Source organism: Arthrobacter sp. 05T444, from assembly GCF_056395905.1.
Genome location: NZ_JBFTKK010000021.1, coordinates 37,711 through 56,082 on the forward strand (window position 1 = coordinate 37,711; position 18,372 = coordinate 56,082).

At 65.2% G+C, this 18,372-nt stretch carries 15 protein-coding genes and 1 pseudogene; 9 read left to right on the plus strand and 7 right to left on the minus strand.

Annotated features, from left to right (window positions below; all coding sequences use genetic code 11):
* Positions 1-11: 11 nt before the first annotated feature.
* The 3 genes from AC1DD3_RS17715 to AC1DD3_RS17725 all read right to left on the minus strand — a co-directional run bounded on the left by AC1DD3_RS17715 (position 12) and on the right by AC1DD3_RS17725 (position 3,287).
* A complete protein-coding gene (locus tag AC1DD3_RS17715) occupies positions 12-881 on the minus strand; it encodes a carbohydrate ABC transporter permease (RefSeq protein ID WP_476882193.1) in 870 nt (289 codons plus the stop codon).
* 26 nt (positions 882-907) lie between these two features.
* On the minus strand, positions 908-1,876 hold the full coding sequence (locus tag AC1DD3_RS17720; protein WP_230118615.1) for a carbohydrate ABC transporter permease: 969 nt from the start codon (positions 1,874-1,876) through the stop codon (positions 908-910).
* Between the two features lie 82 nt (positions 1,877-1,958).
* Positions 1,959-3,287, minus strand: a complete 1,329-nt coding sequence (locus AC1DD3_RS17725; protein ID WP_230118597.1) for an ABC transporter substrate-binding protein — start codon at positions 3,285-3,287, stop codon at positions 1,959-1,961.
* 194 nt (positions 3,288-3,481) lie between these two features.
* Here AC1DD3_RS17725 and AC1DD3_RS17730 point away from each other — a divergent pair, with 194 nt between their 5' ends.
* The 4 genes from AC1DD3_RS17730 (at position 3,482) to AC1DD3_RS17745 (ending at position 7,818) form a co-directional block, all read left to right on the plus strand.
* Entirely contained in the window at positions 3,482-5,527 is a 2,046-nt protein-coding gene (locus tag AC1DD3_RS17730; protein WP_476882184.1) for a beta-galactosidase, read from the plus strand.
* 69 nt (positions 5,528-5,596) lie between these two features.
* Positions 5,597-6,940: a glycoside hydrolase family 53 protein gene (locus AC1DD3_RS17735; RefSeq protein WP_476882185.1), complete on the plus strand. Its 1,344-nt coding sequence runs from the start codon at positions 5,597-5,599 to the stop codon at positions 6,938-6,940.
* 17 nt (positions 6,941-6,957) lie between these two features.
* Positions 6,958-7,587, plus strand: a complete 630-nt coding sequence (locus tag AC1DD3_RS17740; RefSeq protein ID WP_476882194.1) for a glycosyl hydrolase 53 family protein — start codon at positions 6,958-6,960, stop codon at positions 7,585-7,587.
* Positions 7,588-7,605: 18 nt separating this feature from the next.
* A complete protein-coding gene (locus tag AC1DD3_RS17745) occupies positions 7,606-7,818 on the plus strand; it encodes a hypothetical protein (RefSeq protein ID WP_230118594.1) in 213 nt (70 codons plus the stop codon).
* Positions 7,819-8,116: 298 nt separating this feature from the next.
* Here AC1DD3_RS17745 and AC1DD3_RS17750 read toward each other — a convergent pair.
* A pseudogene (locus tag AC1DD3_RS17750) lies at positions 8,117-9,134 on the minus strand (magnesium and cobalt transport protein CorA).
* 223 nt (positions 9,135-9,357) lie between these two features.
* Between AC1DD3_RS17750 and AC1DD3_RS17755 the strand changes: the two are divergent.
* Together AC1DD3_RS17755 and AC1DD3_RS17760 are read left to right on the plus strand one after the other, a co-directional pair.
* Positions 9,358-9,984, plus strand: a complete 627-nt coding sequence (locus AC1DD3_RS17755) for a hypothetical protein (RefSeq protein WP_476876305.1) — start codon at positions 9,358-9,360, stop codon at positions 9,982-9,984.
* Positions 9,971-11,947 carry an APC family permease gene (locus AC1DD3_RS17760; RefSeq protein WP_476882186.1) on the plus strand — a complete coding sequence of 659 codons (1,977 nt, stop codon included), beginning with the start codon at positions 9,971-9,973 and terminating at the stop codon, positions 11,945-11,947. The genes AC1DD3_RS17755 and AC1DD3_RS17760 overlap by 14 nt, the downstream gene beginning before the upstream one ends.
* Positions 11,948-11,971: 24 nt before the next feature.
* Here AC1DD3_RS17760 and AC1DD3_RS17765 read toward each other — a convergent pair whose 3' ends face one another.
* Complete coding sequence (locus tag AC1DD3_RS17765) at positions 11,972-12,370, minus strand: cupin domain-containing protein (RefSeq protein WP_230118590.1); 399 nt, start codon at positions 12,368-12,370, stop codon at positions 11,972-11,974.
* A 327-nt stretch (positions 12,371-12,697) separates the two neighbouring features.
* Here AC1DD3_RS17765 and AC1DD3_RS17770 point away from each other — a divergent pair, with 327 nt between their 5' ends.
* The 3 genes from AC1DD3_RS17770 (at position 12,698) to AC1DD3_RS17780 (ending at position 16,691) form a co-directional block, all read left to right on the plus strand.
* Positions 12,698-13,717 carry a DUF6454 family protein gene (locus tag AC1DD3_RS17770; RefSeq protein ID WP_476876306.1) on the plus strand — a complete coding sequence of 340 codons (1,020 nt, stop codon included), beginning with the start codon at positions 12,698-12,700 and terminating at the stop codon, positions 13,715-13,717.
* Between the two features lie 263 nt (positions 13,718-13,980).
* Complete coding sequence (locus AC1DD3_RS17775) at positions 13,981-15,606, plus strand: purine-cytosine permease family protein (protein WP_476882187.1); 1,626 nt, start codon at positions 13,981-13,983, stop codon at positions 15,604-15,606.
* Positions 15,607-15,611: 5 nt separating this feature from the next.
* On the plus strand, positions 15,612-16,691 hold the full coding sequence (locus AC1DD3_RS17780) for a cyclase family protein (RefSeq protein ID WP_476876308.1): 1,080 nt from the start codon (positions 15,612-15,614) through the stop codon (positions 16,689-16,691).
* Positions 16,692-16,893: 202 nt separating this feature from the next.
* On the opposite strand, the gene AC1DD3_RS17785 is transcribed toward AC1DD3_RS17780, so the two are convergent.
* Positions 16,894-17,625: a glutamine amidotransferase gene (locus tag AC1DD3_RS17785; protein WP_476882188.1), complete on the minus strand. Its 732-nt coding sequence runs from the start codon at positions 17,623-17,625 to the stop codon at positions 16,894-16,896.
* 2 nt (positions 17,626-17,627) lie between these two features.
* The gene (locus AC1DD3_RS17790; protein ID WP_230118585.1) at positions 17,628-18,329 is read right to left on the minus strand and encodes a FadR/GntR family transcriptional regulator; all 702 of its coding nucleotides are present in this window, start codon (positions 18,327-18,329) and stop codon (positions 17,628-17,630) included.
* Positions 18,330-18,372 lie beyond the last annotated feature (43 nt).

Below are 18,372 nucleotides of genomic sequence, written 5' to 3' on the forward strand. Positions count from 1 at the left end.
CCTAACTAGGACTAGGCCTTCACGGCGCCGGCGGCGAGGTCGACCCGCCAGTACCGCTGCAGGAAGAGGAACATGATGACCAGCGGAATGATTGAGAGCAGAGCGCCGGCCAGGACCAGCGTGTAGAGGGCAGGCGCCGACGCGCCCTGGTTGAGCAGGCCGTTGAGGCCTACGGTGATCGGGAACAGGTGGTCGTCGCCGAGCATGATGTAGGGCAGCATGAAGTTGTTCCAGATGGCGACGAACTGGAACAGGAAAATGGTGACCAGGCCCGGCAGCATCATGGGTGTGGCGATCCGGTTGAAGATGTACATTTCCCGGGCGCCCTCGGTGCGGGCGGCCTCGATGACGTCGCCGGGGACCGACGCTGCGGCGTAGATCCGGGCAAGGTAGATGCCGTAGGGGCTGATGATCTGGGGCAGCAGCACGGACCAGTAGGTATTGGTCAGCCCGGCCTGGGCGAGCATCAGGTATTGCGGGATGGCCAGGATGACGCCTGGAACCAGGACTCCCATGAGCAGGACCTTGAAGATGCCGTTCTTGCCCGGGAAGTCGAACTTGGCCAGGACGTAGCCCGAGAGTGCGGAGACCCAGGTGGAAACGACGGCGCCGATGCCTGCGTAGAGGGCGGTGTTGAGCATCCAGCGCCAGAACAGGCCGTCGCGGTATGCCGTGAGTTCGACGATGTTGTCCCAGAGGTGGGTGCTGGGGGCGAGGGTGAAGGTGGAGAACAGCTCCGTGCCGTCCTTGCTCGCGGCGGCCAGGACCCAGAAGACGGGGAAGAGGCAGTACAGCGCGCCCAGGATCAGGATTCCGGTGGAGAGGAAGCTGGGCTTCTCCCGGGTCCCGGCATCGCGGCTGGCCTGGGCGCGGACGGCCATGGGGCGGGTGGCGGTGGTGCTCACGGTCAGTTCTCCTGTCCGAAGGCCCGCTTCTGCACGATGCGCAGGAACAGGAAGGAAATAAGGAAGGTGGCCGCGGCGATGACGATGCTGGTCGCGGCGGCAGAGAAGACGTCGTTGCGGGTGAAGGCGTCCCGGTAGACGAGCATGAGCGGCGACCAGCTGGTGGACAGGCTGTTGGCCAGCGGGCGCAGCGTGGTCGGTTCGGCGAAGACCTGAAGGGTGGCGATCATCGAGAACAGGGCGGTCATCACCAGCGAGGGGGCGATGATGGGAATCTTGATCCGCAGCGCCGTCTGGATTTCCGAGCAGCCGTCGAGCTTGGCGGCCTCATAGATTTCGCTCGGTACCGCCTTCAGGGAGGTGTACATGACGATCATGTTGAACCCCACCCCGCCCCACAGGGCGATGTTGCAGATGGCGAATGTTACAAGATTGGGGTCCAGCAGGGACGGGAGCTCCAGGCCCATCTGGCGGGCCAGGAAGTGGAAAGGGCTGACGCCGGGCAGGTACAGGAAGCCCCAGAGCAGGGAGCTGATGACGGCCGGCACGGCGTAGGGCAGGAAGATCGCGGTGCGGGAGAAGTTGCCGGCCCGGGTGCGGCGGGAGTCAAGCAACAGGGCGAACAGCAGCGCGAATCCGAGCATCAGCGGGATGAGGATGACACCGTACAGCAGCACGCGCAACACGCTGGCGGTGAATTCGGGGTCGGTGAGCGAGCTGATGTAGTTGTCGAGGCCGGCGAAGACCTGGCTCTGGGAGCCCTTGCCCAGCCCCAGCCCGCTGACTTTCTTCTTCTGGAAACTCAGCACCAGGGTGTAGACGATCGGTGCCGCCATGAAGACGAGGAAAAGGACGATGCCGGGGGCGAGCATCGAGTACGGGACGAGCACCCGTGATCTGAAGTTCCTTGCCCGCCTGGGTTCTCCGGCGGGTGCGGTCTTCGCCGCCGGGCCGGGCCTGGTTACGGTCATTGCCACGGGTGCACTTCCTTGGTATCGGTAGTCGGTGGTGAAAGGCTTCCGGGAGGACGCGGCGCGCCCTCCCGGAAGGTCATTACTTGACGGTGAAGCCTGTCTTCTTCAGGTCGTCCACGGTGACCTGCTGCATGTTGCTCACGGCATCAAGGAAGGCACTCTTCTGCTTGGACTGTGCAGCCTTGGCGAACTGGTCATTGTAGGCGTTGAAGGCCACGTTGACATTCGGGCCATAGGTAAAGGAGCCGACGTTCTGGGCGGCGTCACCGACAACCTTGTAGAAGTCGGGCTGGTTGCTGAAGAACTTGGGCGCCTCCGTCAGGGCCGATTCTGCCCCGGCAGAGTCCGCCGGGTAGATTCCGGTTTCGGTGACCAGGGCCTTGACGGCCTCAGCGTCCGTGTTCAGCCAGGTGGCGAATTTCGCCGCGGCGTCGAGATTCTTGGACTGCGCGGTCACCGCGGTGGAGGACCCGCCCCAGTTGCCGGTGGCAGGGTTGGCGGCGTCCCACTGCGGCATGGGCGCAGCTTTCCACTTGCCGGCCGTTGCACCGGCGTTGCCCGCGAGCACGCCCGGGCCCCAGGCGGCACTGAGCCAGCCGACCTGCTTGCCGGTGTTCAGTGCGGTGTTCCATTCGGGGGTGTACATCGGCTTGTTGTCGATGACGCCGTCTTGGACAAGGCCGCCCCAGTAGCCTGCCACTTTCTGGGTGGGCTCTTCATTCACCTTGACGCTCCAGGCGTCTCCGTCGATGCCCCACCACGAGGCTCCGGCCTGCTGGGCCATGCCGGTGAACCAGCCGGCATCGTTCGAGGAGAACGTGCCAAGGTAAGCCTTGGGGTCAGCGGCGTGGACGGCCTTGGCCGCTGCAGCATACTCGTCCCACGTCTTGGGAACGGCGAGGCCGAGCTTCTCGAAAACGTCCGCACGGTAGTAGAAGACCATGGGGCCGGTGTCCTGCGGTACCGAGTACAGGGCGTCGCTGCCCAGGGTCACCGAATTCCAGACCCCCTCCGGGAAGTGGCTCTTGGTTTCATTTGCGGGCGTCTTGGACAGGTCCGCCAGAGCGTCGGCGGCCACCAGGGTCGGGATCTTCTGATACTCGGCCTGGATCAGGTCCGGTGCGCCGCTGCCGGCCTTGACCGCGGTGAGCAGCTTCGTTACGGCCGGGTCGCCGCCGTCCTGCTTGTTGACGGTGACGTGGATGTTGGGGTTCTTCTTGTTCCAGATGTTGACCACCTTGTCCAGGTTCGGCGCCCAGGCCCAGTAGGTCAGTTCCACCTTCTGGTCAGGGTTTGCCGCGGCTGATGCCGTGGGCGAACTGGCCGGAGCTCCGCCGGAGCACCCGGCGGTGAGCATTGCGGCTGCGGCGAGCACTACTGCTGCGCCTGCACGAAATGACGTACGCATTTCGTCCTCCTTGTCGAAAAGCTTGAATTATCCGTCTGCATTATTGCCGCTCATTCGATCGAGGGCCGCATGACTGTGAGCGGTTCCAGTAATCCATAGAAGTGTGATCCATGTCAACAGCCAAGCTGTCCTAGCCACGTAACTTTCGGCCGTGATACAACTGGGAGCGCACACAGTTCTAAGGAGATCAAGAGATGACAGACGTCCTACAGCGCACCGCCCCCCGGAGCGTGCCGGCACCCTGGCTGGAGCGTCCGGCCGGGCTCTGCTACGGCGGGGACTACAACCCCGAGCAGTGGCCGCGGGAGGTCTGGGCCGAAGACATCGCACTCATGCGGGGAGCCGGGATCAACCTGGTCAGCATCGGCATCTTCTCCTGGGTCCTGCTGGAACCCCGCGAGTGCGAGTACGACTTCGAATGGCTGGATCACCTGATGGGCCTGCTCACGGACGCCGGAATCAGCGTGGACCTCGGCACCCCCACCGCGGCTCCGCCGGCGTGGTTCTGGAAGAAGTATCCGCAGGCCCGCCCGGTCACCCGGGAAGGAATGGCTTTGGGCAGCGGGTCCCGTGGCATGGCAAGCCCCAGCTCACCGGAGTACCTGCGGGCCGCCACCAGCATCACCGAACAGCTCGCCCGCCGCTATGGATCCCACCCCGGAGTGGTGCTGTGGCACGTCCACAATGAATACGGCGCACCGGTCAGCGAGTCCTACGACGACTCTTCAGTTGCGGCCTTCCGGGACTGGCTGCGCGCCCGCTACGGCACTCTGGAAAAACTGAATGAGGCCTGGGGCACCCTCTTCTGGGGCCAGAAATACGGTGAATGGGACGAGGTCGACGCTCCCAGGGTGGCGGCCAGCGTCAGCAACCAGGCGCAGCGGCTGGACTTCAAACGCTTCACCTCCAATGCACTGCTCAAGTGCTTCATTGCCGAGCGCGATGTGATCCGCCGGCACGCCCCCGGAGTGCCGGTCACCACCAACTTCATGGCAACCAACTGCCTTTCGCCGGACTACTGGGCGTGGAGTCGGGAGGTAGACATCGTCGCCAACGACCACTACCTCGTGGCTGAACGCACCGATAACCATGTCCTGCTTTCGATGGACGCCGACCTCACCCGCTCCCTCGCCGGTAACCGCCCGTGGATGCTGATGGAGCACTCCACCGGCGCGGTGAACTGGCAGGGCCGGAACATTGCCAAACGCCCCGGCGAGCTGGCGCGCAACAGCCTCTCCCACGTGGCCCGGGGCGCGGACGCCGTCATGTTCTTCCAGTTCCGCGCCTCCCGGTACGGTGCCGAAAAGTTCCACTCGGCCATGCTCCCCCACGCCGGAACCGGCACCCGAATCTGGCGCGAAGTCCTGGACCTGGGCGACGACCTGAACAAGCTGTCGTCCGTCAAGGGCTCAACAGTCCGGGCACGGGTTGCGATCCTCTGGGACGTGGAGTCCTTCTGGGCCCAGGACCTGGAATGGCGCCCCAGCAGCGACCTGGACCACCGCGAACGCATCGAGGCCTACTACTCCGTGCTGTGGAACCAAGGGATCACCGTCGATTTCGCCCATCCGGAAGCTGACCTGTCCGCCTACGACCTGGTCCTCGCACCTGCCCTCTATCTGATCGGTGAGAAGGCGGCCGCGAACCTGCGGGAATACGTCGACGGCGGCGGGCACTTCCTCGTCTCCTACTTCTCCGGAATAGTCGACGGCAACGACACCGTCCCGGCGGGCGCATCCCCGGGTGCCCTGCGCGACATTCTCGGACTGGAAATCCATGAGTTCCTGCCGCTCCGTGAGCAGGAGACGGTCAGCCTCAGCGGCGGCTCGGGCTCCGGCACGGTCTGGGCCGAGGACATCCACGTCGGCTCGGCAACGGTGGTTTCGCGCTACGTAGACGGACCTGCGGCCTCGGGGCCGGCAATTACCCGCAATGCCTTCGGCCGCGGCACCGCGTGGTACGTGTCCACCAAGCTCGACGACGGTGACCTCGCCGCCGTCGTTCTTGACGCCGCCGGCGCCGCCGGCATCGCAACGGCGCCCCAGCCCCCGCAGGGGCTGGAGGTCATCACGCGCAGCACCCCGACAGACCACTTCACGTTCCTGATCAACCACTCCGACGCCGACGCCGAGTACCCGGCCTCCGGCACGGACCTGCTCACCGGAGCAGCGTTCGAGCACACGGCGGTCGTCCCCGGCGGCACTGTCAGCGTCATCCACGCCCCGGAAGGAAACAGCTAGGCACCACAGACCGCCGGCCCGGATCCAGCACGATCCGGGCCGGCTTCCACACGTCGAGGAGGACGAGCAATGAAGAGCACCACCCCGCACAGCACCATCAGAAACAAACAGGCACGGCGCGTCATACCCGCGGCCGCCGCCATGGCACTGGCCGCCGGCACGCTGCTGGCCCCCGTTCCGGCGTTCGCCGCCGGTACAGTCGCCAACGCCGGCTTCGAATCGGGGTTCAGCGGCTGGACCGTGGCCGGTCCCGCAGGATCGGCGAAAACGGAAGGCGGCGGCAACCAGTCCGCGAGCCGCCTCACCCACTGGCTCGGTTCCGCGGGCACCGCCACCACCTCCCAGACCCTCACCGGCCTGACTGAAGGCTGGCGGACCTTCCGCGCAAACATCAAATCCGGCGGACCGGCGGGCTCTTCGAAGCTGGTCCTCACCGGCTGCGGCACCGATGGCTCCACGGTGCTGCCCTCCACCGAAACCGACGACAAGTGGCTGTCTCTGGCCGTGAGCGCCTACGTCAGCGGCGGCGACTGCACCCTGCAGCTGAGCACCACGGGTGCCGGCGCCTGGGCCAGCATGGACAACGTCACCTTCACCGGCGGGCGCGTCGAGCGCGCCATCCGTGGCACAGACCTTTCAGGCGTCCCCAAAAACGAGGACAACGGGGCAGCCTATTCCACCGCAGACGGCACGGCCGTGGATCCCGTCACGGCCTTCGCCGACGCCGGCGCCAACGTCGTCCGCCTCAAGGTCTGGGTAAACCCGGCAGACGGCTACAACGACAGCGCCCACATGGTCGCAATGGCCCGGCGCGCCAAGGACGCTGGCATGAAGGTCCTCGTCGATTTCCACTACTCCGACCGCTGGACGGACCCGGGCGCGCAGGGAATGCCCGCAGCGTGGAAAGGGTTCACCCCGGCGGCTCTCGCAGATGCCGTCTACGAGCACACACGAGACGTCATGTCGGCGCTCAAGGCTGCCGGAATCACTCCCTACGCCGCGCAGATCGGCAATGAAATCAACCCCGGGATGATGTGGCCGTACGGCCAGACCTGGGACGTCAACCCCAACGACTCCGTAAGCGGCGCACAGTGGGACAACCTCGCAGCCTTCCTCACAGCCGGATCCCGCGCCGTTGCCGAAGTCAGCCCGGACACCAAGAAAATCCTGCACCTGACCAACATCAACAACGGCATCGGCGGACTGACGTGGTGGTTTGATGAAGTCACCGCCCGCGCGGTGCCCTTCGACGTCATCGGCTTGTCCTACTACGGTTACTGGCACGGCACGCTCGCTGACCTGCAGAACGCCGTCAGCACCCTCTCTGCGCGGTACAGCAAGGACGTCCTGGTGGTCGAAACCGCCTACCCCTTCACCCTGGCCGACAACCCGAACTCGCCTATGACAACGTAATCAAGAGCGCAACCTCGCTGGTCAAGGGCTACCCGGCCACGCCAGCCGGCCAGGCGGCCAACTTCCGCGCAGTCCAGGACGTCGTGGCCTCCGCGCCCGGCGGCAGGGGCATCGGAACTGTCTACTGGGAGCCGGCCTGGACGTCCGTGGTCGGAAGCGGCTGGGATCCCGAGGATCCTGCGTCGGGCAACGCCTGGGAGAACCAGGCCCTGTTTGACTACAGCAACAAGGCCCTGCCGGCCATGGCCGCCTACGCGGCAGATCCCGTGGCCCGCGCAGAGCTGACCGCCTTACCGGAGCCGGCTGACTTCGGCAATGTGAAGATCGGCTCGCGTGCCACCCGCCCCGTAACTTTGCACAACAGCGGAAGCGCCACGTTCACCGGCACCATCAGTGCTGCTGCGCCGAAGGGCTTCGACTTCAGGCCGTCCTCCCCGGAGGCCATCGCCATACCGCCCGGAGAAACACGGACCGTTGGCAACCTCACGTGGCACGCCACGAAGTTCGGTGCCACGACTGCCGGGCTCACGCTGACGGCAACTCCTGACTCGTCGGGATCGGCCGGGCAAGCAGCAGGCGTGGCCCCGTTCGGCGGCGACGTCACGGTCCCCCTTACCGGGACAACCGTGAAGCGCACCCAGGACTAAGCAGAAAGGTATCCCACCATGAACACCACCACCGCCCAACCCGTCGAAGTGAAGGTGGACAGCGCCCGCCACGTCGAAGAGCGGCTAAATTCCGTGGTCCGGGACCTCCAGATGGTCGCTTCCCGCACCCACGACAAGGGCATTCTGGTCACGTGGCTCAGCCCCGGGCATTACACCGTTTCACTCAGCGACGACGTCCCCTACGGCCTGACCCGCGAGCTGGTCCACTAAAGAACGCGCTGGTCCACTAAAGAAGAGGGCAGGCCTGCGACCCAAAGAGCCGCAGGCCTGCCGTTCCCCTGTAGTGCAGATCCCCGAGGATTCACGGGATGGCCCTTGGGCATTTCCCGGGCTTCGGATGTCTGCGCCACCGCCGCAATGAGGATGGAACACGGCCAGTGTGGACGGGGCAGGTTCTGGAAAACTTGAGGATTTCGCTGCCTGGCGCCTGACCCCACCCAAATTGGGTATCGGACAGATCAGTCTCTTTCGGCCCGGGCGGCGGGATGGGTAGGCCTCCGCCGCTACCCTAGATCCAGTTGTTGCGCTTGAACGCGACGTACAGGATTATGCCCATGCCGACCATCAGGCCGATGGCCATCGGGTAGCCGAAAACCCAGTCGAGTTCAGGCATGGAGTGGAAGTTCATGCCGTAGATGGTGCCGATCAGCGTGGGCGCGAAGAGGATGGCCGCCCACGAGGAAATCCTCTTGACTTGCTCGCTCTGGGCGAAGCTGGACTCAGTGAGTCGGCGCATTTCATCATTCTGCCGCTGCGCCACGAGGGCAGCATTGACCGCGAGCGCATTCTGGAGCAGGGCAGCGAAAGGACGCGATCCGGTCGTTCAACCGCAGGACATGATCCAGGACATCCCGGAGGTGGTCCTGCAGTTCCGGGCCGGGGTGGTGGTCGGGCGTACCCGTCATGAGCGCCTGCAGGATGCCGGCCAGCGGCCCGGTGGCGCGCTGGACCGTGATGACCTGGCGGGAGAGCTCATAAATCCGCCGGGAGACCTCCGGGTCCGCGCCGAAGAGTTCGTCCTCTATTTCATCGATGTCGTTCTCGAGGCCGGCGGCCACGGGCTCATATTCGTCCACCACCTGGTCCAGGATGGCGTACAGCACCGCATCCGGCCCGAGGGCGAGGAACCCGGGCTGGGATTCCATGCGCCGGCGAACCTTGGCCAGGTCCGGCGATTCGGCATGGCGGACGGTCACCACGAAGTCGGGCCCAATGAAGATGTGGATCTCGCCGAACTCCACCTTTTCCACGTCATCGAGATAGCGGGCCGGGCGCAGCACCATGAACAGGGTCTCGCCGTAGTGCTCCAGCTTCGCCCGCTGGTGGCCGGTCAGCGCGTCCTCGACTGCCAGCGGGCTGAGATCAAATTCGTCGGCCACCGAACGTAACTCCGGCGCATCCGGCCGGTAGAGACCGATCCATGCCATTCCCTCGCGCTGGCGCAGCAGGAAATACGTCTCCTCCAGCCCCTCAGGGTCCGCCGTCCGGCGGCCTTCGACGTACACAGCGTTGTCGACAATGGTCACGGCAGCGACTCCTTCGTTGGACCGGCACCCTTGGCTGTGACGTTATCCCTTCCCCGGGGCGGTGCCAACACTCCTGGCACACCGGGCGCGTATGGAAAGCGTTAAGAAGCGTATGGAAACCGTTAAGACCCGCCCCCGCCGGGCCTGGCCCGTGCTGTCATGAAGCAAGAGGACGCCCCGGCCGCCGTGGCCGCAGGCCGATCCTCGGCAGGAGCCGATTTGGATGAACACCACCCCTCGCCCGGAACCGGGCTCGCCGGCCATCCCGGGCAATGCCGGCCACGCGCAGGATTTCGTCGCCGTGGATGACAGCGGAGAGTTTTCCTATCACCGGTCTGAAGAGGAACTCCTGCCGGCATTTGAGTACGTGGGCGAAGCGGCGTGCATCATCGACCGCAGTGGCGACGAGCGGCGCCTGGCCCTCGCCCCGGACCGCCGCCTCGTGCTGGGGCCGGCAACCGGTCCGGTGGAGTTCCACTGGCTCCGCCAGGCTTGGCTGGCGGCGCAGGACGTGCATCCGGACGCGCTTCGGCTTCGGCGTTTTTACCCCGAAACCCTGACTGATCTGCTGCAGGACCTGTTCGAAACGCTCGCCCTGGAAGCGGGCCCGGCCGTGGGTTCCTGGACCGTGGTCATCGAAGGGGTCGCATCGCACACGCCCGACCTGCAGGAGATCGATCGCAGACTTTCCCACGGGGACGAGCTGGACGACGTTCATGTCCAGGATCCCTTCGGCCACACCTACCGGCCCGTCCGGCGACGCAGGCACTGGTATCTGCCGGCCACCGCCGGATTCATTTGTTATGTCGAAGTGCGCAACGCCCGGAGAGGCTCACATGACCACGCTTAGCAGACCGCCGTTGGATCCTTCGGCGCCCAGCCCGGGGGCCAGGGAAAAATTCAGGAACTGGCTGCTGTTCGGCCTGCAGGACGCCAAGGGTTCACACCAAGGCCCAGGCGCTGTGGGCGATTCCCATCTGAAGAAGCATTCCTGGTGGCAGGTGATGTGCCTGACCGGTGTGGACTATTTCTCCACGCTGGGTTACCAGCCGGCCATCGCCGCGCTTGCGGCCGGCGTGATTTCCCCGCTGGCCACCCTCGTGCTGGTGGCCGTGACCCTGCTGGGCGCCCTGCCCGTATACCGCAGGGTAGCCGGTGAAAGCCCGAGGGGCGAAGGGTCCATCGCGATGCTGGAGCGCCTGCTGCCGCGCTGGGGCGGCAAACTCCTCGTCCTGGTGCTGCTGGGCTTTGCGGCCACTGACTTCATGATCACCATGACCTTGTCGGCTGCCGATGCGACAGCGCACGCGATCCAGAACCCTTATGCCCCCGGCTGGCTGCAGGGCAACAGTGTCGCTGTCACGTTGGTCCTGCTGGCGCTGCTTGCCGCGGTATTCCTCCGCGGCTTTAAGGAGGCCATCGGCGTCGCGGTGGCCCTGGTCGCCATCTATCTGGGCCTGAACGTGGTGGTGGTCGCCTCGACCGCCTTCGAAGCGTTGACCCATCCGGTGGCCGTGGGCGACTGGTGGCACGCCCTGACCACATCGCACGGAAGCCCCGTCATGGTGGTCGGCATTGCCCTGCTGGTTTTCCCGAAACTGGCCCTGGGCCTGTCCGGCTTCGAAACGGGCGTGGCGGTGATGCCCCAGATCCAGGGGCGGCCAGGCGACACCGAAGAGCATCCGGCGGGCAGGATCGATGGCGCCAGGAAGCTGCTGACCACTGCCGCCGTCATCATGAGTTCGTTCCTGGTCACCACGAGCTTCACCACGGTGGTTCTGATCCCTGCCCAGGAGTTCGAGCCCGGCGGACAGGCCAACGGCCGGGCCCTGGCGTTCCTGGCCCATGAATATCTGGGGAACGGATTTGGCACCCTTTATGACCTGAGCACCATCGCCATCCTCTGGTTCGCCGGCGCCTCCGCCATGGCAGGGCTGCTGAACCTCGTGCCGCGGTACCTTCCCCGCTACGGTATGGCCCCGGGGTGGGCCAGGGCGGTTCGGCCGCTGGTGCTGGTCTTCACGCTGATCGGGTTCCTGGTCACCATCCTCTTCAAGGCCGACGTCGATGCACAGGGCGGCGCCTACGCCACCGGCGTGCTGGTGCTGATGACCTCGGCAGCGGTGGCGGTCACGCTTTCGGCCCGCCGCCGCCAACAGCGCAAGCGCACGATCGGGTTCGGAGCCATCGCAATAGTGTTCATTTACACCACGGTGGCCAATATCTTCGAACGGCCCGAAGGCCTCCGGATCGCCTCGTTCTTCATCCTCGGCATCATCGTGATCTCGCTCCTGTCCCGGATCCGGCGTTCCTTTGAACTGCACGCCACCCACGTCCACCTCGACCGCCAGGCGCTGGAATTCATGTCCTCCAACCTGGACGGGCCGATCGGCATCATCGCGCACGAGCCGCTGCGCCTGACCGCGGAAGCCTACCGGGACAAGCTGACCTCTGCGATCGAGGTCAGCCACCTGCCGCTGGACTACCAGGCGTTGTTCCTGGAGGTGATCGTGGACGATTCCTCGGACTTCGAAACGGCCCTGGAGGTCCGCGGAATCGTCCGGCACGGCTACCCGGTTCTTGAGGTGCACGGGCCGGTGGTGCCAAACTCCATCGCCTCGGTGCTCCTGCATATCCGGGACGTGACCGGACTGATGCCGCACATCTACTTCCGCTGGACTGAAGGCAATCCTGTGGTCAATCTGCTCCGGTTCCTGTTTCTCGGAGAGGGCGAGATCGCACCTGTCACCCGCGAGGTCCTGCGCGAAGCGGAGCCGGACGTGTCGAGGCGCCCGTGGGTCCACGTCGGCTGAGCAGGGGACGGGGTCAGAGACGTGTCAGATTCGGGCGTGCTGGCCGCGGCTGAAAGGCCGGCCGAACGACGCCGCACCGAGAAATTCAACGGCCACGAACGGCTCGGCACCCACCACCCATTCGTCGTGGCCTGGCGGAATGGCGTAGGTGTCATTGGCGTGGATGATGGACTTCTGGCCGTCGGGTGTGGCGATTTCCAGCGTGCCCGACAGGCAGAATCCGAGGTGGTTGTGTTCGCAGAAATCTGTCTTCTCCGTGTGTTTGGAGCACACCGACCACTGCCAGCCCGGGGCGAGAATCAGCCGGGCGACCGAGTAGTCGTTCACACTCACGAGATCCACCTCGGCTTTGTCCGGATACCTTTTCTTATCCGGGACGTCGAAGGATTTAACGGCAAAAGCAGTAACGAAATTAGCGGTCATGGGACGCTACCTGGGGACTAAGTTGAGACCTGATGTTGTGGTGCTCCGGAGCGGAGCAAAGCTGAAGGTTTGCGGACTGCAGACCGAGGCCTGAATGTGCGAACAGCCCGCAAGTGCTGCTGCCCCCCTCCAGCGCACGCGCGTGCAACAGATCCTTGTTGCCGTAGTTCAACGTTAGCCCTCCCGGGGCCTAAGTCAATGGGGAAAAATCGGTCAGGCATCCCGAAGGGCGGGGCTGTCCCAGCAGTGTTAAGGCAGCGGTTGCCGTCAGTTCACTACCAGTCGGTAGCGTCGCCCCGGTCCGAACCAACGAGAGGCCCCTCCCCAATGAGCACCACCCGCACCCGCACCATCGTCGCGGCCGTGATCGCGGCCGCCTTCGCAGCGTCGGCCATCGGCGGCACGGCTGTCGCCCAGGCCTCCCAAAACCCTGGAGACCAGAATCCCGGCAATGCCGGCCACCACGGGGCGGACACCGCCGTCGCAGACGCCTTCACCGCCGTCGACCGCAACACCGCCTGGCAGCTGACCAGCAGGCTGGAACTGGACTTCCCGACGTTCCACACCGAGGGGATAGCGTTCACGAAGGACCACATTTTCCTGTCCTCGGTGGAGATTATCGAGCCCACCGTGAAGTTCCCGAGCCCGCAGGGCGGCTACGACCGTACGCCCGGCAAGGGAACAGGACACCTGTTTGTCATGGACAAGGCGGGGAACCTCCAGAAGGACATCGTCCTGGGCGAGGGCGCCATGTACCACCCGGGCGGCATCGATTTCGACGGCACCAACGTCTGGGTTCCGGTCGCGGAGTACCGCCCCGACAGCAGCTCGATCGTGTACCGCGTTGACGCCCGCACGCTGGACGTCCACAGGCAGTTTGAGGTCAAGGACCACTTCGGCGGCATTGTCATGGACAAGCAGACCGGCCACCTCGTAGGCAATACCTGGGGTTCGCGCCGCTTCGCCGAGTGGAACCTGAAGGGCAAGGAGCTAACCTCCTGGCAGAACCCGGACAACTTCATCGACTACCAGGACTGCCAATACGCGGCGAGTTCCACGATGTTGTGCGCCGGGATAGCCAACCTGCCCCAGACACCTGCCGCAGGAGGTCCTTCCGCGACGTACGAGCTGGGCGGCATGGCACTGATCGACATCAACACCCACAACACACTGCACGATGCACCGTTCCAGCGGTGGAGCGCGGGCGGCCACGTCGCGACCCGCAACCCGTTCAAGATGACGGCCGAGGGGAACCACCTCACCATGCGGGTGGCCCCGGACAATGGCGAAGAGGGCAATGGGACCGAAATCCTGACCTACGAGGCGATGGTGACGCCCCCGCACTAAGCATCACAGCGCGAACGAACACTCGAGACCCTTTTCCAAAGGGCAAGCGGACGACGGCGGGGCGCACCCGCCGTCGTCCGCTGTCTTTTAGCCGATCCCTTCTGAGTCAGTGGAAGGGAGGGGCTGAACCCTTCCCGCGTCATGAGAAAGAAATCTTTGATGTGAGCCTCTTCACACGGTAGCCTCATTAAAAATGTAGCCTCACTAACAACTTGTGATGCTCGCTAAGCAACATGAGGCGTTGCCGTCGGATGGAGATCAGCGTGGAAAATAGGCAGCATAAGGCCAAAGGCGGCCAAAGCGGCCGCGGCAAAGTAACCGAGGTAGAAGCCTTCGGCATCGAACAGATCCCGGAGAAGCACCGGAATGCCACCGCTTTTGATCTGTTCAGGGTCTCGTTCGGCGGCGCCAACACGTTTTCCACGGCGTTCCTTGGAGCGTTTCCCATCCTCTTCGGCCTCTCCTTCTGGCAGGGTCTCGCAGCCACGGTCCTCGGCCTGGCTGTCGGGGCGCTCCTGCTGGCGCCGATGGCCGTTTTCGGGCCGACAAACGGTACCAACAACGCGGTCTCGTCGTCCGCCCACCTTGGCGTCCACGGCCGGGTCGTGGGGTCGTTCCTCTCGCTCCTGACCGCCACCGCGTTCTTCTCCATCTCGGTGTGGAGTTCCGGCGACGCTCTGGTGGGAGGCCTCAACCGCCTGGTTGGCCTGCCCCAGGACATGGGTTCCTTTGCCGTGGCCTACGGGCTCTTCGGGGTTCTGGTGCTGGCTGTCTGCATCTACGGGTTCCGGTTCATGCTGCTCGTGAACAAGATCGCCGTCACGGCGGCCACCCTCCTGTTCGTGGTCGGATACATCGCGTTCGCCGGAGACCTGGATCTGAACTTTGCCGGCGCCTTCGGCGTGGGCCTGGACGGCCTGGGCGTAGCCGGTTTCATCCCGGCGTTCATCGGCGCCGCCCTCATCGTGATGTCCAACCCAATTTCCTTTGGCGCCTTCCTCGGCGACTGGGCGCGGTACATTCCCACGAACACCCCCAAGCGCAAGGTCATGGGGGCCGCCCTCCTGGCACAGCTCGCCACCCTTGTACCGTTTGTCTTCGGGCTCGCCACCGCCTCCATCATCGCCACCAAGGCACCGGAGTTCATGGATCCGGCGGCCCCCAACTATGTGGGCGGGCTCCTGGCAGTCTCCCCCGCCTGGTACTTCGTCCCGCTGTGCGCGATCGCCCTGATCGGCGGCATGTCCACGGGTGCGTCCTCGCTGTACGGAACCGGACTGGATTTCAGCAGTGTCTTCCCGCGCTTCAACCGCGTGCAGGCCACGGTGTTCATCGGCGTGCTGGCCATTGCGTTCATCTTCGTGGGCCGTTTCGCCTTCAACCTCGTCCAGAGCATCTCCACCTTCGCCACGCTGATTGTCACGTGCACTGCCCCCTGGATGGTGGTGATGATCATCGGCTTCATCACCCGCCGCGGCTGGTACGACGCGGAGGCCCTGCAGGTCTTCAACCGCCGCCAGACAGGCGGCCGCTACTGGTTCAACCATGGCTGGAACCTGCGCGGAATGCTGGCGTGGCTGCTGAGCGCCGCGGCGGGACTGTGCCTGGTCAACATGCCCGGCCAATTCCAGGGCCCGCTGGGCAACCTCGCTGGCGGCGTGGACATCAGCCTCCCAGCCTCCTTGGTCCTTGCCGCGGTGCTCTATCTGGGGCTGCTCTGGATCTTCCCCGAACCCCGCGTCGTGTTTCCCGAGGCCGGTCCGCGCTGGATTCCCAGCCGGAACGTTGCCGTGCCTCCGGTGACGGACAGCGCCGGACACGTCGTTGCGCCGGGGCACCAGGATCTGGATCTGAACCTGGATCTGGACGAACTGGCGGTCCGACCGTGACCTGGATGGATCTGAGCGTCCCGCTCCGGACGGGGATGCCCGTCTATCCCGGAGATCCCGAAGTGCGGATCACCCCGGCGCTGACGGCCGACGGCGACGGCGCCAACGTGCTTGCCCTCGCCCTCGGCTCCCACTCGGGAACGCACCTTGACGCACCGTTCCACGTCCACGATGCCTTCCCGGCACTCGATGCGCTGCCGCCGGCCCAGTTCAACGGACCCGTGGAACTGGTCGACGTCCGCTCCGCCGGGCCGGGCGGCGTTATCACTGCGGAACACCTCGCCGGCATCCGGCCGGCTCCCGGCGACGGACGGGCAGGGCATCCGGACCGGATCCTGTTGCTCCACACGGGCTTCGCCAGCCACTGGGGCTCGCCAGAGTACCTGGACCATCCGTGGCTCCACGCCGACGCCGCGCAGCTGATCGTGGACCGCGGCTACCGTACCGTCGGGCTGGATGCGCTGAGCGTTGACAGGACAGCGGGCCAAGACTTCCCGGCACACCACATCCTGGCCGCGAACGGGTGCGTTATCGTCGAAAACCTCACCGGGCTGGAACAGATTGAACGGGCAGCGGCTGGGGGCGCCGGCGTCGAGGTTTTCCTCTTTCCGCTCAGCATTCCCGACGCCGACGGGGCACCGATCCGGGCCATGGCACGTCTCGCCGGGACTGCGCCGCTGAGCCGGGCGGACGTCCAGGATGCCGCCGACCGACTGGTCGCTGCCTTCGCATCGACGGATACCGAGCGCTACTTCGCCGCGTTCAGCCCATCGGCCACGTTCATTTTCCATCCGGAGCCTGAGTCGCTGGGTTCCCGAAGCGAGTATCGGGAGGTGTGGGATACCTGGGTGGGTTCGGGCTGGAAAGTCCTCGATTGCCGCAGCAGCGAGCAGAACATCCAGATGCTCGGCACTACGGCGATCTTTACGCACCGCGTGGCCACACTCGTCCGGACCGGACCCGGCCGCAGAACCCTGGCCAGCGATGAACGGGAGACCATCATATTCACCCGGACCGAAACCGGCGACGTACTTGCCGTGCATGAGCACCTCTCGGCCGTTCCAGCGGCGGCCGAGGACAGCTGACCGCGCAGTTACTGGAAGTCAGCCAGCCACAGGTCCGGGCCGAAAACCTCGTACTGGATGTCTTTTTAGGCAATTCCTGGAGGTCGGCGGTCACCCGGGCGATGAAAACAGGGCTTGTCGGGTCCGGCAAAAGCGGACACGACGGCGGGATCCACCCGCCGTCGTCCTCTTGCGTTACCCGGCACTGGCTGTCGGCTACCAGCTACCGGCCGTAGATCTTGACGAAATTCCGCAGGATCTTCATGGGCTCTGTTGCCGTGAAGGTCCGGGCAGCCTCCATCAGTTCCTCAGCAGATTCGGGCGGGAAGTACCCGGCGTGGCGGTAGATGTCGATCCTGGTCACGAGGCCTTCGGCATCAAGCTCGGGATGGAACTGCGTGGCGTACAAGTTCTTCTTGATCCGGAACATGTGCACCGGGCAAGCCGCCGAGCTTGCCAGCAGCACCGCATGGGAGGGAAGGACCGTGCAGCCTTCCTTGTGGCCGGTGAAGGCGGTGAACTGTGCCGGCATTCCGGCCAGCAGCGGGTCCTCCAGGCCCTCCGGGCTCAGGCTGATGGTCACGCCGCCCAACTGCTCCCCGTAGGTCCGGTCAATCACCGCGCCCTGGTGCAGGCCGAGGGTTCCGACTCCGTAGCAGGCGCCCAGGAACGGGAAGTCCTCGGCCACAATCCGGTCCAGCAGCGCCGACAATTCACGCTCCACCCGGCGCTGGGACTCTGATTTATGGTCTGCGGGGTCGCTGGACGTGAACGGGCTGCCGCCCACGATTACACCGGAATAATCGTCCAGGTCGAGATGCGGGAGCGGAGCCTGCTCCATCCGGATCCGTCTCAGCTGGTCCGGCTCCAGCCCGCCGTAGCGGAGGTAGGCCTCGTACTCATCCTCGGAGGCGGCGTCTTCGGCCCGCGAGGCGAGCAACAGAAACGGCTTCATGCTCACTTCAGCAGCGCCACGTCGGAGACAAGATCGATATGCTCCAACATCGCCGCTGCTGCGGCCGCGGAGTCCTGGGCCCTGATGGCGTCGGCGATCTTGCGGTGGGAGGCGAGTGACTGCTCCGGCCTGCCAGGCTGCCCGAGCGATTCGAGCCGGGTTTCCAGGATCATCCCGGCAATGAACGTCATGAGCTGGGCAAGAACCGCGGAATGCGCGGCGGCAGTGACCGCCTGGTGGAAAAGCTCGTCGCCGCGTGCGCCCTTGGCACCCGAGGCCACTTCTTCTGCCATCGCGTCCAGCGCGTTCTCGATGGCCTTCATGTCAGAGTCGGTCCGCCGGGTGGCCGCCAGTTCCGCCAGTTTGACCTCAAGCGTGCTGCGCGCCTCCACGATCTCGGGGAGCCTGCTGCGGTGCTCGCGGAGGCCTTTGATCACGGACGGGACGTTGGGCCGGTAGACCAGCACCGCGCCGGTGCCGTGCTGGACGTCGATCACACCGAGCACCTCGAGGGCCACCAGCGCCTGGGCAAGCGTTGCCCGCGAGACACCCAGCCGCTCAGCCAGGTCGCGCTCTGCCGGCAGGGTGTCGCCCGGTCCCAGCTGGGCGGACTCGATGAAGTCCATGAGTTGCTCCACCAGTTGCTCGTAGAGCCGCGGCCGCGAGAGACGGGAGATCTGTTGCGTTGCTGCTTTCCTGGGCATGCGCGTCCTTCCGGCGTCGTCGTCAACCCCAGCCTAGCGGAGA

Coding starts and splice junctions, on each gene's coding strand:
- AC1DD3_RS17720 (WP_230118615.1), bottom strand. CDS start 1,876: ATGACCGTAACCAGGCCCGGCCCGGCGGCGAAGACCGCACCCGCCGGA.
- AC1DD3_RS17760 (WP_476882186.1), top strand. CDS start 9,971: ATGACCACGCTTAGCAGACCGCCGTTGGATCCTTCGGCGCCCAGCCCG.
- AC1DD3_RS17765 (WP_230118590.1), bottom strand. CDS start 12,370: ATGACCGCTAATTTCGTTACTGCTTTTGCCGTTAAATCCTTCGACGTC.
- AC1DD3_RS17755 (WP_476876305.1), top strand. CDS start 9,358: ATGAACACCACCCCTCGCCCGGAACCGGGCTCGCCGGCCATCCCGGGC.
- AC1DD3_RS17730 (WP_476882184.1), top strand. CDS start 3,482: ATGACAGACGTCCTACAGCGCACCGCCCCCCGGAGCGTGCCGGCACCC.
- AC1DD3_RS17780 (WP_476876308.1), top strand. CDS start 15,612: ATGGATCTGAGCGTCCCGCTCCGGACGGGGATGCCCGTCTATCCCGGA.
- AC1DD3_RS17735 (WP_476882185.1), top strand. CDS start 5,597: ATGAAGAGCACCACCCCGCACAGCACCATCAGAAACAAACAGGCACGG.
- AC1DD3_RS17715 (WP_476882193.1), bottom strand. CDS start 881: ATGGCCGTCCGCGCCCAGGCCAGCCGCGATGCCGGGACCCGGGAGAAG.
- AC1DD3_RS17785 (WP_476882188.1), bottom strand. CDS start 17,625: ATGAAGCCGTTTCTGTTGCTCGCCTCGCGGGCCGAAGACGCCGCCTCC.
- AC1DD3_RS17725 (WP_230118597.1), bottom strand. CDS start 3,287: ATGCGTACGTCATTTCGTGCAGGCGCAGCAGTAGTGCTCGCCGCAGCC.
- AC1DD3_RS17770 (WP_476876306.1), top strand. CDS start 12,698: ATGAGCACCACCCGCACCCGCACCATCGTCGCGGCCGTGATCGCGGCC.
- AC1DD3_RS17745 (WP_230118594.1), top strand. CDS start 7,606: ATGAACACCACCACCGCCCAACCCGTCGAAGTGAAGGTGGACAGCGCC.
- AC1DD3_RS17790 (WP_230118585.1), bottom strand. CDS start 18,329: ATGCCCAGGAAAGCAGCAACGCAACAGATCTCCCGTCTCTCGCGGCCG.